Origin of the sequence: Coleofasciculus sp. G1-WW12-02 (assembly GCF_040219735.1) — a bacterium.
Classification (GTDB): Bacteria; Cyanobacteriota; Cyanobacteriia; order Cyanobacteriales; family Coleofasciculaceae; genus Coleofasciculus.
Genome location: NZ_JAVJRX010000020.1, coordinates 26475 through 43561, shown reverse-complemented (window position 1 = coordinate 43561; position 17087 = coordinate 26475). Strand labels below are relative to the sequence as shown.

The 17087-nt window shown below is 47.1% G+C and carries 12 protein-coding genes; 6 read left to right on the top strand and 6 right to left on the bottom strand.

The annotated features are described in order from the left end of the window. Positions 1-244: 244 nt before the first annotated feature. Positions 245-1276 (top strand): pyruvate dehydrogenase (acetyl-transferring) E1 component subunit alpha, encoded by a 1032-nt coding sequence (pdhA, locus tag RID09_RS03100; protein WP_446334488.1) that lies wholly within the window; start codon positions 245-247, stop codon positions 1274-1276. Between the two features lie 155 nt (positions 1277-1431). On the opposite strand, the gene RID09_RS03095 is transcribed toward pdhA, so the two are convergent. Together RID09_RS03095 and RID09_RS03090 are read right to left on the bottom strand one after the other, a co-directional pair. Further along, positions 1432-1815, bottom strand: a complete 384-nt coding sequence (locus tag RID09_RS03095; protein WP_446334487.1) for a DUF1815 family protein — start codon at positions 1813-1815, stop codon at positions 1432-1434. A gap of 337 nt (positions 1816-2152) precedes the next feature. Further along, positions 2153-2365: a DUF2839 domain-containing protein gene (locus RID09_RS03090; protein WP_446334486.1), complete on the bottom strand. Its 213-nt coding sequence runs from the start codon at positions 2363-2365 to the stop codon at positions 2153-2155. An 811-nt stretch (positions 2366-3176) separates the two neighbouring features. Between RID09_RS03090 and RID09_RS03085 the strand changes: the two genes are divergently transcribed. Further along, positions 3177-5162, top strand: a complete 1986-nt coding sequence (locus tag RID09_RS03085) for an iron uptake porin (protein WP_446334485.1) — start codon at positions 3177-3179, stop codon at positions 5160-5162. A gap of 489 nt (positions 5163-5651) precedes the next feature. Further along, positions 5652-7865: a hypothetical protein gene (locus RID09_RS03080; protein WP_446334484.1), complete on the top strand. Its 2214-nt coding sequence runs from the start codon at positions 5652-5654 to the stop codon at positions 7863-7865. 327 nt (positions 7866-8192) lie between these two features. On the opposite strand, the gene gndA is transcribed toward RID09_RS03080, so the two are convergent. Further along, positions 8193-9608 (bottom strand): NADP-dependent phosphogluconate dehydrogenase, encoded by a 1416-nt coding sequence (gene gndA / locus RID09_RS03075; protein ID WP_446334483.1) that lies wholly within the window; start codon positions 9606-9608, stop codon positions 8193-8195. 846 nt (positions 9609-10454) lie between these two features. Here gndA and RID09_RS03070 point away from each other — a divergent pair. Beyond that, complete coding sequence (locus RID09_RS03070; RefSeq protein ID WP_446334482.1) at positions 10455-11531, top strand: WD40 repeat domain-containing protein; 1077 nt, start codon at positions 10455-10457, stop codon at positions 11529-11531. A gap of 83 nt (positions 11532-11614) precedes the next feature. Next, complete coding sequence (locus tag RID09_RS03065; protein WP_446334481.1) at positions 11615-12430, top strand: hypothetical protein; 816 nt, start codon at positions 11615-11617, stop codon at positions 12428-12430. A 772-nt stretch (positions 12431-13202) separates the two neighbouring features. Here RID09_RS03065 and RID09_RS03060 read toward each other — a convergent pair. The 3 genes from RID09_RS03060 to RID09_RS03050 are packed head-to-tail and all read right to left on the bottom strand — an operon-like array spanning position 13203 to position 16167. After that, a complete protein-coding gene (locus tag RID09_RS03060; RefSeq protein WP_446334480.1) occupies positions 13203-13502 on the bottom strand; it encodes a tetratricopeptide repeat protein in 300 nt (99 codons plus the stop codon). Between the two features lie 2 nt (positions 13503-13504). Next, positions 13505-15874, bottom strand: a complete 2370-nt coding sequence (locus RID09_RS03055; protein WP_446334479.1) for a CHAT domain-containing protein — start codon at positions 15872-15874, stop codon at positions 13505-13507. Beyond that, positions 15844-16167, bottom strand: coding sequence for a hypothetical protein (locus RID09_RS03050; protein ID WP_446334478.1), 324 nt, complete (start codon positions 16165-16167; stop codon positions 15844-15846). Before RID09_RS03050 ends, RID09_RS03055 begins: the two co-directional genes overlap by 31 nt. Before the next feature lie 292 nt (positions 16168-16459). On the opposite strand from RID09_RS03050, the gene RID09_RS03045 reads away from it, so the two are divergent. Further along, positions 16460-17065: an esterase/lipase family protein gene (locus tag RID09_RS03045; RefSeq protein ID WP_446334477.1), complete on the top strand. Its 606-nt coding sequence runs from the start codon at positions 16460-16462 to the stop codon at positions 17063-17065. The last annotated feature ends 22 nt before the right edge of the window (positions 17066-17087 follow it).

Below are 17087 nucleotides of genomic sequence, written 5' to 3'. Positions count from 1 at the left end.
GGGAAGTAAGCAGAAGTCCGTACCAGCTAACGGCTCCCTGGTCTATTCAACCCTTGCGTCACAGGCTTTGCCCCCTGCAATCCCTGCCATCTTAAACGATGAGGTCGTTGAAGTATAGTAACCTATAGTATCCCCAACATAGTAGTCATTCTAGCAATACTCGCTCATCCTAACTGAAAAATAGTTTTGAGTTTTGAGAACAAAATACCAGTATAGTAATTGCTGCAAGGATACTCGATTCGCCATGGTTCAGGAACGGACGTTACCTCAGTTTCAAGTTCAAGACGGTCAAATTACCAGAGACGAAGGATTACTGCTTTACGAAGATATGGTTTTGGGGCGCTTGTTTGAGGACAAGTGCGCTGAAATGTATTACCGGGGCAAAATGTTTGGCTTTGTTCACCTCTACAACGGTCAAGAAGCTATTTCCACGGGGGTGATTCGGGCAATGCGCCAGGGTTATGATTATGTATGTAGCACCTATCGCGATCATGTCCATGCTCTGAGCGCAGGCGTACCAGCACGGGAGGTGATGGCAGAGTTATTTGGCAAAGCCACTGGATGCTCAAAAGGACGTGGGGGTTCGATGCATCTGTTCTCACAACCCCATCATCTCCTCGGCGGTTTTGCCTTTGTTGCAGAGGGGATTCCCGTTGCCACAGGAGCAGCATTTACGGCAAAATATCATCGTGACGCTTTGGGTGATCCCAATGCCGATCAGGTTACGGCTTGCTTTTTTGGCGATGGCGCCTGCAATAACGGTCAGTTTTTTGAATGCTTGAACATGGCAGCCTTATGGAAATTGCCGATTATTTATGTTGTAGAAAATAACAAATGGGCAATTGGCATGGCACATGAACGGGCAACGTCCCAGCCGGAAATTTACAAGAAAGCCAGTGTTTTTGGGATGCCAGGAATTGAAGTCGATGGGATGGATGTCCTTGCGGTGCACTCTGTAGCCCAAGAAGCCGTTGCTCGTGCCCGTGCAGGTGAAGGTCCTACCTTAATTGAAGCCCTCACCTATCGCTTCCGAGGTCACTCCCTAGCCGATCCCGATGAACTTCGCACATCAGAAGAAAAGGAATTTTGGCTGACTCGCGATCCGATTAAAAAGCTAGCCGCTTACCTGAAGGAGCAAAATCTTGCCGACGCTGAAGAACTCAAGGCGATCGACCATCGTATTCAAGAGGTTCTCAATGATGCGGTACAGTTTGCTCAAACCAGTCCAGAACCCGACAAGAGTGAGTTGTATCGTTATATTTTTGCCGAAGATTGAGGTATAAGTAATGAGCCGTTGTTAACGATTAATCGGTAAACGTCAGAGGCAAGAGGGCATTAAATTTTTTACCATCTCATTTAACCCCTCGCCTCGCGTTACCTGGAGTCTTGCCTTGAGACAAGGAAACGGTGATTTTCCAAACACTCAGACTCTCAACCAATCACTTCCATCGATTCGCGAAAAGAGGTAATTGGCGATCGCGCTGAAGTACCACGAAGCTCAGAAGACGGTTGAATTTGGTACTTGACCAGATTCGCTAAGTCCTGAAGTTGGCTAATCGCTTCAGCCCCTTCTAGCTTCATCAGTTCGCGATCGTCGCGCATCTCCGTCCAAGTGATCCCATAATCGGAGACCAAAAAACGAATCAGGTGACTATCGCCCAGACTGACCATAAATGAGGCACTATTCATTTGATTGCCGCAGGTGTAGCAAGATGCCAAATAGCCTCTGTTTTCTAGCACGATCGCCAAAGCCTGAAGATTCATAACTAAATCTCGGACAAATTGGCGATGTTGCTCTGCAAGTCTTATGAACACGTTAATCCTCCAAACACCTTTCCTAGAATATTAGATTTTATACTTTCTTAAGGATTTAAGACTCTGTTTTGGGAGGGGTCAGTGCAAAACATGAACAAATCCTGAGTTGTGCAGATTCCTCAAATTGACTAACAGGGTTAGGACTTGAGTGATTCTAGCTGGACGAGCTGGCTCCATGATTCTAGCCCACTTCAGAAGAGTTGCTATCTAGATAGCTCAAGTCATTGGGGACAATCCTCAAGTTATCCGATACAAATTCCTAATCAGTTGTATCAGCAGCAACAATGGCGGTACTCAATCTGATACTATTGCCGCCTAGTCCATCGGTGGGAATTGGCTAATCGATTTGCCACCAACCAAATGTCGGTCCCACAAAGCGCACGGTTAGCCACCAGACTACGAGAAGGCCGATGCCAATCCAAGCGCCCTTAGTCGTCAGTTTGACGAACTTCTCACCCTGACTTTTAGTAATCGGGAGCCAGGGGAAGAGTCTCGCCTCTTGACCGTACTTGTCTCCAAGTGCAGTTTTACGACGTTTTGCTTCACCCATTCCTTGCATTCCTCAACTAAACCGCATCTACCTTGAAACCCGTAGTTTTTCTCGACGAGAATCTCCAGTTTTCAACTTAGACGGGGTATAAATGAATTCGATCTTAGCGCTATTCCTGAGATTTGGTTGGCATTTGTTTACGAAATGACAAGTAATTCTGACAATTCCCCCCGGTTCGGGGATCGTTAGATTAGAAATCCTGAGCCAATCCGGAACTCAACCGTCATTAAGTTAATAATTATTTTTCATCAATAGTCGATCGGGAAACCTCCGAGAAACCCTGTGATTCCCCCGTGATTCAAGGCTGGAAGGTACAAGAGTGCCAGTGGAGGGGTTCGATACCCCGCAGACTGACATAAGTAGTTGGTGGAAATAAACCCAACTTTATTAAGTTGTGTAAATAGTCCTCAAACCCTGACAATAAGACGTAGCTTGCTTCTCGCTCCCTTGAGTATGGCGATCCCCGCCGCCTGACTTTAATTTTTCCCACTTAATTATTTACACAAAGACTGATAAGTTCTGAACTTCGTTAAGTTTTATTAACGGGAAAGAATCCAGCCCAACAGAGATCGAATGCCAATCAAGCTGAGAAATTAGAACTGACGCAGCGACTTTAACGCGAGTCGGGGTACGACATGTCGTACCCCGACAGATACCAATAATCACTGATTTCCTGTTCCCTGTTTCCTGATCCCTTTCTCCAAAAGGAAAACTTAGCTTTGATCAAGGAATAAAGAGCTAATTGACAGTTGTCTCTTATTTCTAGCTAAAATCGAGGGCGAGTGTGGTTTTTGTGAGGAGTAATAAAACCATGACGACTTATAGACGTTTGGCAAAAACAGCGTCATCAGCTTTGATATTTGCTACTGTGGGTTGCTGGGTAACCAGCTTTTGTGCCGCGCAAGCAACGCCTGTTGAATCGTCAGAGCAGCAGCAGACCGATTTGGCTCGGCTGACGGAAACCTCAGGAGTAGACCCAGGACTATCTCCGTCAACTGAAACGGAACTAGCAACTTCTCCGGTTGAGATAGTCTCCCCAACAACTGAAACAGACATCACCACTGAACTCGCCGTATCCGCCGCCAGTGAAGTAGGGATGATTACGCCAAGGAATTCCCTGATTGAATCCGAGGAAGCCTTTGAGGACATCAAAGTTCAAGACTTAGCCCAAGCCTTACCAGAAGTGGAAGAGGCGAGTGATCCCACTGTTCCTGATACCCTATTCGTTGATCCCCTAGAGGCTGTCGAGGAATCTGACCCGATGGGTCAAGTGACTAGCGTGTCTCAGTTAAGAGATGTTTCTCCCGGAGACTGGGCTTATGAAGCACTGCGGAGTCTGGTGGAACGCTATGGTTGTATTGCCGGATATCCAGATGGCACGTTTCGTGGCAATCGGGCGATGACCCGGTATGAATTTGCCGCTGGGTTGAATGCTTGTTTACAGCAAATTGAGCGGTTGATTGCGGGTCGTTCCGAGTTTCCCACCGGGGACTTAGAGGCGTTGCGACGGTTGGTGCTAGAGTTTGAGGCAGAAATCGCGACCCTAGGGGCACGGGTGGATAACCTAGAAGGTCGAACTGCCCTTTTAGAGGATAATCAGTTCTCGACGACGACTAAAATCTTTGGACAAGCCATTCTCGGGGTGCAAGGGCGTAGTGGTGATGAGTTTGTACTCGCGGGCAATGACATTTCCGATGATGACACCAATGTCAATGTGATTAACAATGTCCAATTGAGTCTGTTCACCCAATTGAGTCCCCGTAGTCTTTTACTCACCAGCTTCCAAGCTGGGAATGGTAGCACCACCAGTGCCGCAACTAGAGATCCCTTGGGTAACTTTGTTGGTCTGGGATATGAAGGAGACAACGATAACGATTTACAACTGACTGACCTCAACTATCGTCAACTCTTTGGCAGTAGTTTTGCCTTAATCGTTGGACCAGAAGGGGTTAACCCGGTCAACGTCTTCCGAGGCGTTAACCGCATTGAAAGTGCAGGTTCGGGTCCCCTCTCTCGCTTCGCCCAGCGCAACCCGATCATTAATATCGGCAATGGCAGCGGTGGTATTGGCTTTGACTGGCAAATTGCGACTCGTCTGAGTTTACAAGGGGTTTACTCGTCCAGTCTTTCAGCAGACCCGGAGAATGGGGGGATTTTTGGTGGAGATCAAACGACAACTACGGCTGGGACACAGTTAGTTGTCTCACCCTTAGATACCCTGGATATATCCCTTCAGTACATCAATTCCTATTCACCCAATGGTTTTTTAGGTACTGGCGTTGGGGATGATCGGGTTGCTTTACAGCAAGTGAATAATGGATTCTTGCGGGCACCGATTAATACCAACGCCTTTGGTGCTGGGTTGGAATGGCGTGTCATTCCCAAACTTACTGTTGGCGGTTGGGCAGGTTTTACTGATTCGGGCTATGAAGACGGTTCAGGAGACGTGCAGACGTTTAACTGGATGGCGTTCTTGAATTTCCCTGACTTATTTGGTGAAGGGAATTTAGGTGCTATTTATGTCGGTCAGCCGCCAAAAATCACGGATAGTGATATTACCGACGATAATGGTTTAGCCAGGAACGTTCCGGGTTTCTTCACCACCGATGGCATCCCCAATGCATTTGATGAGGGAGGTCAACCGGATACGACAACTCACTTGGAAGTTTTCTATCGTTGGCAAGTGGCAGACAATATCAGCATCACGCCTGGAGTGATTGTGATATTCAATCCCCTGCATAACGATGACAATGACACGATTACCATAGGAGCAATTCGTACAACCTTTACGTTCTAAGCCGAAATCTAAGGTTGGGGCAGTCGCTGGATTACTGTTAATGGGATAGGGTGCATCCCAATCTTGCTACTGTTACCAGTTCGTGTGAGCATCTTGCTCCTTTGCACTTCAAGGAAAATGCTCACACTCATGACGTTTTCAGTGAATTCAAAATGCTCACACTTAAATACTTCCCAACAGCGCTAAAATTCCGTTTCTGAAGTTTTTATGAAGTTCTTGTAAAGTTGCTTTTTTGACGGAACCCCCCGGATCAAGGGGCGTCTTGAACTTCAGACAGGCTAACCAAATGATCAAGACTCTGCATCCTCTTAGGCTGCGGACATCAGTGAAAAGCCAGTCTTGGGGTACTTTATCCCCTCTTCTGGATCAATACTTCGCGATCTGACTATGCTCAGGATTAAATCATAACTAGCCAACTGTTGGGTTAGGTCTCGGAGTCAACCACATATCTCGGTTCCTTTCGTTCATTTACAGATGGAGTCTAACAAGATGATTCTCAAATCACTACGCTACATGGTTGGTTTAGGGATAGTTGGCGGTTTATCGGTAGTTATCGCACCAGGGGCTGACGCTCAAACCGCGACAACGACGAGCCAAAGCACAACTAACGGTATTGAAGTGACAGGCGGTTCAATTGGGGGTCAAGCTGCCTTTTTTGTTCCAGGGATGAACGCAGGGGGGAATGTCACCCTGTTTGATGTGGGGATTCAGGAACTAAGCATCGAAAGCACCAATGGAAATACCACAACCGCCCGCTTTGAACCCAGCGCTGCTAGTTTTGACGATGTTAATACAAGTGGTACGCCAGACGCTGGAGACACAGGCGTCCTCCAAGGTAAACTGACAGGGATAGCCTATACACGACAAGGTATTATCGTTCCCTATAATAGGGTTGATACAGTCCTCAACTTTGAGCTGAGTTCCTTTGACCAAACCTTCTCAGATTTGTCAGGAACTCTGGTGAGTCCTGCGGTCATGGGTGATGCACCACTGGTTTTCTTGCCAAATGTAGAGGCGACGTTATCTCAGCAGTCTCAGTCTGAGTTTGAAGCAACCTTCGGTGATTTACAAGTTGGTGACTTTGAGGCTGACTTAAATAGTGGGCTGATTAATCTGCCTGCTAGCTATATTTTGGGCAATTCTAGTAACGTGATGGTTTCTGAAGTCTCGCTGCTAGAAAAACTCAAATTCAAGTTTGAAGGGGAAGACTTAGCTGCCGGAAGTTACACCTTAGCAGGTGTAGACAGCGATAGCCTTCGTTTTGTCGGCGAAGCCAACAAGAAATTTGAAATTGAAACCGAAGACGCTTCCGGTGGAAAGTTCAAATTTAAGGGAGAACTCGGTTTTGTTGATATCACTATTGATGATATCAATAAGATAAAGCAGGAAGGAATTATTGATACTAGCCTTGATTTAGACAAGTTCAAAATTGAGGGCAAAGATGAAGGGGCTGTGGCTGGCTACGCTTCTATCTTTGGTACAGACGGTGTAGCATTTAGCAGCTTTGGTGATAGCGACAAAGATAAAGTTAAGTTCACGTTTGAACAGGGTGAGAATAAACTAGAGGGAGAGAGTCGGGGTCGCTTTAATTTCTACGCCGTGGCTGGAGTGAGTGACTTTAATGTTGAGAATGACATTAAAGGTGGGTATACCTACTCTAATCCCAGCGATGATGACAATGTGAATTTGGTTTGCGGTGTTTGTGCGAGTTCCCCACTTTTATTCGATACAGATATCGTTTTCGGTGACACCACAATCAACTTGGTTGGAAGTGGCGGTAGCACAGTTATAAACTACACCCTTAGCGGTGGTGATACCGTGATTGTCAATGGCAGTGGTTCGGCAGGTACGAGGTTATCGGCAAGGGCAAGGGCAGGTGCTGGTGCTGGCGCAGGTGCTGGTGCTGGTGCTGGCGCAGGTGCTGGCGCAGGTGCTGGTGCTGGCGCAGGTGCAAGTGCGAACACGTTTAACACTAACTACGTAGCCTTCAACGGCGGAGCAAGTAGTACTCAGACCAACTACCAAATTTCTCAATCAGCTCGTTTCAACAGCAGCAGCCAGTATCAGTTCCGCTCGAAGGTAAAAGTTAAGTATCACGCGCGAGGTGGCGATCGATACTACTTGGTTACAACAGGTGGCGGTAGTGGTTTTGGTTCTGGTAGTGGCTCAGGTTCGGGCGTAGGTGCTGGTGCTGGTAGTGGTGCAGGTGCAGGTGCAGGTGCAGGTGCAGGCGCAGGTGCTGGTAGCGGCGCAGGTGCAGGTGCAGGTGCTGGATCGGGTTCCGGTAGCGGCTCAGTCGTTGCTGGCTATAAGTTAGTTGGTCCACAAAGTCGCTGTTTTCCAGGTTTAGTTGGTCTGCGACAACTTTCTCAAGATGAACTTGGTGATGTTGCAGATAATGCTGATCTTGAAGCTGACAATACTGCCGGTGTCAATAACAATGCAACTTTCCCGGCTGATGGTGACAACGATTTTGATGATACTGATACTGACATCAATGATGACTTAGAAGTTGACGATGACAACATGGGCGATGATGACGATGACGATGACGACGATGAGCAAGGGCAGGGTAATATGAATCGCAACTTCAACCAAGGGATTGGCAATGGTCCAGAAGGTGGAGACCCTGGTAACTCTGCACCCCGTGGTGGTAGTAACGATGAAGGCGGACGGACACCTGGTCAGCCAGTCAATCGTTAAAGGCGGCTAAGGAATAAGTGCTTCTGAGATAGGTTTAGGGGTAGCGATACCCCTACCTATCTATGTCGTTTAATTGACATCCTCACCACGCCGTAGGGGTTTGGTAACCAAACCCCTACGGTCGTCGAATGGGGGTCAAAAAACACAGCCTTGGGTTTAAACCCAAGGAACCAAAAGCTCAAGTCGTCTTTAGACGACTACAAAAGAATTCCAGTCGGTTTCAACCGACTTGCGCTATAAGCCAAGAACTTGAGTTCTTGGCGGCTGTCGGGGCTAACTAAAAATGGTGCAAACTACCAGTTTTAACTGACGCTACAGGTTATATCTCTACGACTGCGCCCATTCGGTATGGAAAACCCCTTCCTTGTCGGTTCGCTGATATGTATGAGCGCCAAAGTAGTCGCGCTGTGCCTGGGTCAAGTTTTGCGGTAAGCGATCGCGCCGATAGCTGTCGAAGTAATCTAATGACGCACTAAAGGCTGGAACCGGGATTCCCAACTGATTAGAAACTACCAGCACGTCCCGCCATGCCTCTTGCCGATCCAGAATCGTTTGCTTAAACTCTGGCGCTAATAGTAAATTCGGCAGTTTTGGATTCTCATTGAAGGCGTTTTTAATCTTATCCAGGAACCCCGCCCGAATAATACAACCCCCTTTCCAAATCCGGGCAGTTTCTGCCAAGTTCAGGTTGTAATTAAACTCCTGTGATGCCTTACCCAACAATGCCATTCCTTGAGCATAGGAACACATTTTTGAGCAGTAGAGAGCGTCACGGACTTTGTTGATAAACGCTTGGCTATCTCCATCATACTTACCCGTAGTACCTGTAAGCTCCTTCGCTGCCGCTACCCGTTCCTGTTTATAGGACGAAATTACCCGCGCATTCACCGCCGCGTACATGGTGGGAATCGGTACACCCAATTCCAGAGAACTGACCACCGTCCAGCGTCCGGTTCCCTTTTGTCCGGCAGAATCCAGAATCAAATCAACCAAAGGCTGATTCGTATCCGGGTCAATGTACTTGAAGATATCCGCCGTAATTTCAATTAAAAAGGAATTTAGCTCATCCGTCGTATTCCATTCGGAAAACACCTGATGAAGCTGCTGGTGATCCAGTCCTAAGCCATTTTTGAGCAAGTCATAGGCTTCGGCAATGAGCTGCATATCGCCATACTCAATCCCGTTATGCACCATCTTCACATAATGACCTGCACCCCCAGGACCAATGTAGGTGACACAGGGACCATCATCCACCTGAGCGGCAATTTTGGTCAAAATGGGTTCTAACTCTTTATATGCCGTATCCGTGCCTCCTGGCATCAAGCTAGGACCATGGAGCGCTCCTTCTTCGCCACCACTGACCCCCATTCCGACAAAGCCGAGTCCTGTGGCTTCTAAGTCTTTGGTGCGGCGTTCGGTGTCTTGGTAGAGGGAGTTCCCGCCATCGATAATCATATCTCCGGGTTCGAGCAGGGGTTTGAGTTGATCGATGACAATATCAACCGGTTTGCCTGCTTTGACCATCACCAGGATTTTGCGGGGACGTGCCAAGGTTTTGACAAAATTTTCCAGGGAATAGGCGGCGGTGACGTTTTTATCGGAGGCACGCTTTGCCATAAATTCTTCTGTTTTCGAGCTCGTCCGGTTGTACACCGCCACAGGAAACCCGCGACTTTCTACATTGAGCGCCAGGTTTTCTCCCATCACAGCTAAACCGATGACTCCGAAGCTTGGTTGTGTCATATATCTCTCGTCAGAATGTAATTGAACGTGTAATCGTGTTTATTTCCCCTACAGGGTAGCCTGCCCTGCGGCGGAATCTTGTAAAATTTGCATTATGAGTATGCCTCAACTAGAGTACATAAAACTTCAAAACTGGCAATCTCGCTAGAGGGGGAGCTGGGGGAGCTGAGGGAGCTGTTGGCGTTATTTCTGACTTCATGCTTTTCGGTCACCCATTTGGGTGAGAAACTTAAGTCATCGGACAAGATTAAGGTTGATGGTTGAGATGGGGAACCTCACGGGCAGAAAACGGATTTGACGCTGGTTAACATTTATTAGTACAGCGGACAGAATGTATGTCTAGGTGCTTACCGAAATACGGACTTGACAAAAGCCGCGTTTTTATGATTTTATAAAAATATAATCGGAGAAGGTGTGCGCCTATAGAGTCGGTTAAGTCCCATTGACAGCTTGGTTGGGTCAAGAATCCCTAGCAGTATCCCTTCATCAACAAAATTACTCGTCCTAATGATTCCCCAGCTTTAGGCTAGTATTAGCAAAGGAAAATCATCTAAATCATTACTGCCAAACAGGTTAACCCGAATTCAAGACGTTCGCGATCGCACCTCACCTCTTTTGAGTGTCAATGTCCCGGTTGGCTAGGTTTCATCAATCGATGTCGTTTAGAACTAACTTACATTGTAACCCGCCCAGGCAGGTTTTATTTGTGTAGCTGCGGTTTCCAACCGCCCCCCTAAGTTGACTTACCCGAAAGCATGAGCCAGATGGGGGAAGTTAAATCCCTGGAGAGACAGATAAGCTAATAATCAAATCCTTCCTTTTATACTCGGATTGCATCTGACAAGAGTGAATCTTGCTAAAATTGCCTCTTTGGTTTCCCTAACCCTGCTGATGTCTCCACTTCCTGTGGTTAGCCTTCCTGTAAATGTAATCTCCCCATCAACACAGACGGCTAATTCCCAACCCCAAAACTGGGACAAAGCTCAACTGTTGCATCAGCTAGATTTATACAGCCTGTATCCCCCTGATAGGCGATTTTGTCTGCTTTCTACTGTTACTCAAGCGATTAGTTCTGATAGTCGCCTATTAGCGATTAGTAGCCATGACTATGAACGTTCCTGTGGAAGTGGAACCAGTACTTTAACGTTGTGGAACTTACAGACGGGAGAAAAAGTCACAACTTTAATCCAAGGAAATGCGACAGAAGCCTTTTGGTTAGAGGGAAATCAAGCTCAAGAACCGATTGAAGGTAATACTTATATTGCCGGTGATATAGCTAATGCGGTGACATTTACGCCGAATAATAAGCACATTATTGCAGGTCTTTCTCAGGGAACCGTTAAAATTTGGGATGTGAACACAACAGAAGAAGTGCAGACATTGCGAGGACATCGTTATGCGGTTCACGCGATCGCACTTAGTTTGGATGGGAAATTCCTCGCCAGTGGAAGTTCTGATCAAACGGTGAACCTGTGGGATCTGCAAACTGGAAAACGACTACACACCCTTAACCTTAACCCGTCTAATGGTATCGTTAATCGTTTAATTATTAGTTCCGATGGACAAACCTTAGTTAGTGCAACGACAACCAATAAAATTCAGGTGTGGAATCTTCAGACAGGACAACTGATTCGGACGGTATTTAATTCTGATCCGTCTCCTGGATTACACAATCCTATCGCCTTAAGTCCCAATGGGCAACTATTAGCCACTAGCGATAAAGATAATAGTGTAAAACTCTGGAATACTCGCACCGGAAGCCGATTTCTAACGCTAAAGGGACATACAGAGCAAGTGAACTCTCTGGCTTTTAGTCCCAATGGAGAAACCTTAGCCATAGAAGCCTTAATACTAACCGCAGATCCTGTTCCTCGCCTGGGTATTAAACTTTGGCATATCCCGCAACAAAAATTTATTTTATAAGTGCCAGAAACGTTTAGTTTGCCCGGAATTCAGTTTAGTCCAGATGGAGAATTATTAGTAGCAGTTTCCTCAACAACGAAGATTTGGCGACATTAAACCCTTTACCCGATTCGAGCATGAATAAGTCCATTGTTTTGATTATTAGTCTATCCAGTGTTCTGTTTTTTGGATGCTCTCAAGCCGAAACAGTTTCTAGTCGAGGGGAAACAGTAGCAGCGGAAACCCTAACTCAAGTTCCCGACGCTCAAATAGCTAAACCCCTAACACCCGCAGCAGCTGATGCGTTAATTGCTGCCACAATTGAGGCAATTAATCAGGAAAATGTTGAGTTCTTTATGCCCTACTTGATGGAACGCGATCGCGCCTCTGAAAATGTGCAAGCAGCACTGAAGCATTATCAAGCTTATTTCCAAGGGGAAGAGATTACGGACTTTGAGCGTCTGGGTGTTGAAGAATTGGGGGAAACAGGCGATAAAATGCCGATTCAACGCTTTAATTACCGCATCTCTACCCCTGGCGGGATGAGTAAGTCGATTGCTGTTTATCAAGATCAAACCATTCGCTTAGATGACCCATTTTTGTTCTATTCCGTTTACGCGAATCGTTTGGTTGAACGGTATGTTGATGCCATTCAAAGCCAAGATCTTGAGAAGCTGGGCAAAGTTTTAAATCTTGAGGAAACCTGGTTTGGTCAAGAGGATTTGAAGGCGATTCAATCAAAATATGAGGACTTATTCTCTTTGGACTCACTCAATTATCAGTTTACGGGCTTAGAGTCTGAGCGTCAGCAGTTTATTTATACCCTTTCTGGGGAAGATGGACGTGAGCATGAAATTAAAGTTATCTATGGGGATGGGTTAGTCAGTCTCCATGATAATTTTATTCCGGCTAAGAATTAAAGCAGGATGCGGGAAGATGAGCCTCAATGTATCGGGTATGAATTGTTAGGCTTATTCTCACGACAGAGATTAATTTTGACACAGCTAAAATGGTGAAATAAACTTGACAGGTTTCCCTGTAGGGGCGGGTTTCACGATTATCTCTTCGGTTGCACAAGGGATGCGACTAAACCCGCCCCGATTCGCAGGTTTGATGATTTCCTGTGAAAAGTCAATTAATTCGGATTAAACGGGTTGACAAAAAAACGGTTTCTATGATTCAATAAACAGTATAATCGGAGAAGGTGCGCGCCTATAGACTCTGGTTAATTCGATTGACTGCTTTCCCTGGCAAAAAGTCCTAACGGTATCCCTTCATTAGCCAAATAATACTATCCGAATAGCCTACAGCATCTAGATAATCTAAACAGATTCAATCCGAGTAACCTTTAACAGTAATTGGAGTTGATTTAAGCGTATGACTACGCGATTAAGGTTGAGATCCCCCTAAATCCCCCTTTTTAAGGGGGACTTTGATTGATTTATTCAAAGGGGGATTTTGATTGATGTTTTATTGTCCCCTTAAATGACTTGGCTTAATTTCTGGTTCACTCCTGACAAAAAGTGCAATTTCTGGTTCTCAAAGCAGACAATTTCTTGTTCCCCCCTTTCAAAGGGGGGCTAGGGGGGATACTTATTACCGTATTTAGCGACAACTCAACACCACTTCCCCACCTGTACGGGCTTGGAAACCAAGCCCCTACGCGGACGCTTCTGGATACCGTTGCAGAACCTACATCCGCCTCACCTCATCCAACATTTCCCTAACCGTCTCCGCATCGGGGGATTTCAGGTGCTGAAAGATAGCCAAAGATTGCTGCAAATAGTCAATCGCGGTTTCAACCTCTCCTTTCTCATCGGCTAAGAGTTGTCCCAGCATAACTAACGTCGCCGCTTCCCCTTGCACATCCCCAATCCGCCTATCGAGTTCCAACGATTGCTGATACAGAGAAATGGCTTTCTCGATTTCTCTCTTTTGGAAATTTAGAAATGGATAATATTGAGAGGTTAGTAATCTTCTCCAAAAAGCCAAAATTATATGAAGTCAAGATACATTGAATTTAGGGGATTAGTAAAATCAAGCCGCCCATAGTTAGGAAGAGATTGGTAATATTCAATCCACTTCCTGTAGATCTCATCGGCTAACGATTCATCTTGGCTTTGCAACGCCAGTTGATGAGCTTCCTGTAAATGAAATATTGTTACACTTTGGTTTTTATCTAACCATAAGTCATACAGGGTTTGTGCCGCTGTTTTAGCCAAATCCTCCCTCTCTTCCGGAATCTCCAATAACGGTGCCAAAATCCGCGACACCCGATAAGACTCCTCCCCCTGAAACTCACTCACCTCCAACAACCCCAAACTTTTTGCCCGTTGCACCCCATTATCAAAATTCCCAATCCCCTGACAAACCGCCTCCATCGCCGGATAAGGCACCGGTAACTCATACACTAACCCTATCCCCAAGATTTGCCTCACCCCAGATGGCTGCTGTTTCAACAACTCCTCAGCTAAAATACTCTCGCGAAACTCTGCGGCTTTCCCCTGCATCTGCTGGAGAATCACCTCCCCATCCACCTGTTCATTTTCCAAAATCTGATTCAACCACTCCAACAGACGCGGATTCCCATCCGCTACCTGCTTCGCCTTCTCCTGTATCGCCGCTTCTACCTGAGACTCCCGACTAAACGCCGCCAACCGGGTATATTTCTTGGCTAAATCCGCCCCCTGTAACCCCGCCAAGGGTTCTCGATGCAGGCGACGATTCACCATGACATCCCCTAAGCTAAAGTCATGGCGACTGGTAATCATCACCCGATGGGGTAACTTAGAATTCACCATCCCCTTCAGCAGCGCCTGCAACACATCCACCACCTCTGGCTTTAATACCGCCACCCCATCCCCGCGCATTTCCAGATTTGCCTCAAAATCATCCAACACCAGGACAAACCGTTGCTGCAGCTGATTTAATCCCGCCTGGAAAAACTTAGTCAATCGCTGCATCAGGGGTAATTTCCCCTGCAATATCTCCAACCCCGCCTCCGACGTACATTGTTCCGAGAATAGCCGCACCAGTTTATCCTCATCCAATCCCCGATAAACCACAATTCGGTCATATCCCACCAACCTCTCCAACAATCGCGCCGCCACGCTACTCTTCCCCACACCCCCCAAGCCATACATCAACACGCCCAAATTCCCCGCACTCCGCAGCATCCGCAAACAGCGCTGTAATACCCGCCGCCGCCCGACAAATTCCTGGGCTGTCGCCACCCGAATTAACTGGGTTCTGGGGTCTAAAAATTGACTATAGGCGGGTTCTGGCGTACACCACGGCTCATCCCCCAAGGGTTCCACCAACGCGCCGGGACATTCTCCTTGACTATATAACCGTAATAAATGCCAATCTGCTATTTTATCTTTCAACAACTGCTGATAGGTACTCGCCAGCGCCTCAGCCACCTGAAACCCCGCCGCCAATCGTCCATACAAATACGCCGCCGCCACCGTCGCCCCCGTATCCGTCACCGGGCGCCCCCAACCCAATACCGCCTTCGCCCCATAACCAATCAACGCCTCCGCCAATGAGGAAATCGCCCCCTGATTCCCCGCCTCCCCAGTGCGACATCCGGATAAAAACACCAAGGGCGGAAAGCGAAACTGTAACGCCTCGGCAATCTCCGCCGCCTTTGCCTGCAAGGGTTCCCCGGTTTCTGTCTCGGTAATAAAATAGGGTTCCGTCTGATTAATCGAAGCATGACCCGTCAAATGGAACACATCAAAGGGTTCCCGATACCGCCCCCACAGCTTCCCCAACTCCGCCACACAGCCACTTTCCTCCACGCGCAAGGTTATGGGATAATCAGCGGTATCCCGTAAAATTGTCCCCTCCTCCTGCTCAAAATCCAACGCGGGTGTAACCCCCTGGGGGGCAGTCGCCATAAACAGCACCCGCAAGGGACGCGCCTCTGTATCCCCCACCTCCCCTGGATGATCCACCCAACGCATGGGGACAACCACGGGATTCACCCGCTGCACTAAAAACGTCTGCCCATCATGCAAGACTTCCCAGGGTAAATGCGCCAACTTCTGTCCCGTCTGAATTGCCAACATCAACCCGGAACCGCGACACCCCTGAATCCCCCGACTCAACCAGCGCCCGTCTCCATCCAGCCAAAAGAACAGCCGTTGACCCATCCCCACCAAGTCCGGCAGTGGCATATAATAGTCTCGCCGCGCCTGCTGAATCAAATCCTGGATGATTCCCAAATCCAAGTCTTGAGATTCATACCCTCCCGGTTGACCCCAACAATAGCGGAGTTGGGCATAATCGCCGTCAATGTCGGTTAATTTGATATAGAGGGTTTGCACAATTACGGTTCCAAGGCTTTTAGGACTTGACAAATTTCCTCAATTGTGGCTTCCTCCAGGACAATTCGCCCAGTGGGACTTTGAATCACCACATCAAAGGTTTGTCCTGACTGGGATTGCTTCCATTCCTGATACCACTTGCGAATTTGTTCGGCTAGCGCCACGATTCCGCCAGCAATGCCGACAATTGTAGCAATTACGGCTAGGGTTCCCTCCTTTTGAGTTTGGGCTTCATAAGACACGGACAAACCCGGAATCCCCATCAACTCAGACACGGCGGGTTCAGCAGCCTCCCCCGCGATCGCAACTTGAACGGCTGTTATCATTTTTATAGGTTAATCTCGACAAATCAATTTTAAGATGAATGATACTGAAATTATTTATATTGTAGGGGCACCATCCTTGCGCCCAGTGTAACGCCATGAATGGATACAATTGTCTATTTTTAACGCAGAGTACGCAGAGGGTTCCGCAGAGTACGCAGAGGGATTGAATATCTTAGAGAAAACGTTTGATAAAGTAGAGGGGAGAAGATAGCAGAAAACACTATTATGAGTTACCTGTTCCCTGTTCCTAGCAAATGACGTAGCTTGTTTCTGGCTTCCTTGAGTATGACAAATGACAAACCCAGTTGTTCTCGTTCACGGTATTTTCCGCACCTCATCGGTTTTCCGCAAACTCTCTCCCTACCTCCAAAAAAAAGGTTTTTCTGTTTATAGTATTGACCTTAAACCCAATAATGCTACATTGGGTTTAGACGAAATGGCAGCCCAATTAGCCGATTTTATCAACCAAACATTTCCCCCAAACCAACCCATTGATTTAGTCGGTTTAAGCATGGGGGGACTTGTCACCCGCTATTATGTCCAGCGATTAGGTGGAATTAACCGAGTGCAGCGTTATATTACCATTGCCGCCCCCCATCACGGCACCTGGTTAGCCTACCTATTGAACCGTCGCGCCTGCGTACAAATGCGTCCAGGAAGTCCTTTAATAGAGGATTTAAACCGAGATGTCCAAATGTTAGAACGCCTTAATTTTACATCAATTTGGACACCGTGGGATTTTATTATTATTCCGGGTAATAGTTCACAAATGCCCGTGGGTAAAAATGTGAAAGTTTCAGTTCTTGCCCATGCTTGTATGGTGATAAATTCCCACAGTATGCAAGCGGTAGCTTCTGCTTTATCAGAACCCTTTTATCAGATTCAGAAGGCAAATTAGCCTCGTAGTTTGTAGTAAGGGC

Bases quoted from the DNA above. Each gene is read 5' to 3' on its own strand.
- pdhA (WP_446334488.1), top strand. From the start codon at position 245: ATGGTTCAGGAACGGACGTTACCTCAGTTTCAAGTTCAAGACGGTCAA.
- RID09_RS03090 (WP_446334486.1), bottom strand. From the start codon at position 2,365: ATGGGTGAAGCAAAACGTCGTAAAACTGCACTTGGAGACAAGTACGGT.
- RID09_RS03085 (WP_446334485.1), top strand. From the start codon at position 3,177: ATGACGACTTATAGACGTTTGGCAAAAACAGCGTCATCAGCTTTGATA.
- RID09_RS03080 (WP_446334484.1), top strand. From the start codon at position 5,652: ATGATTCTCAAATCACTACGCTACATGGTTGGTTTAGGGATAGTTGGC.
- gndA (WP_446334483.1), bottom strand. From the start codon at position 9,608: ATGACACAACCAAGCTTCGGAGTCATCGGTTTAGCTGTGATGGGAGAA.
- RID09_RS03050 (WP_446334478.1), bottom strand. From the start codon at position 16,167: ATGATAACAGCCGTTCAAGTTGCGATCGCGGGGGAGGCTGCTGAACCC.
- RID09_RS03045 (WP_446334477.1), top strand. From the start codon at position 16,460: ATGACAAACCCAGTTGTTCTCGTTCACGGTATTTTCCGCACCTCATCG.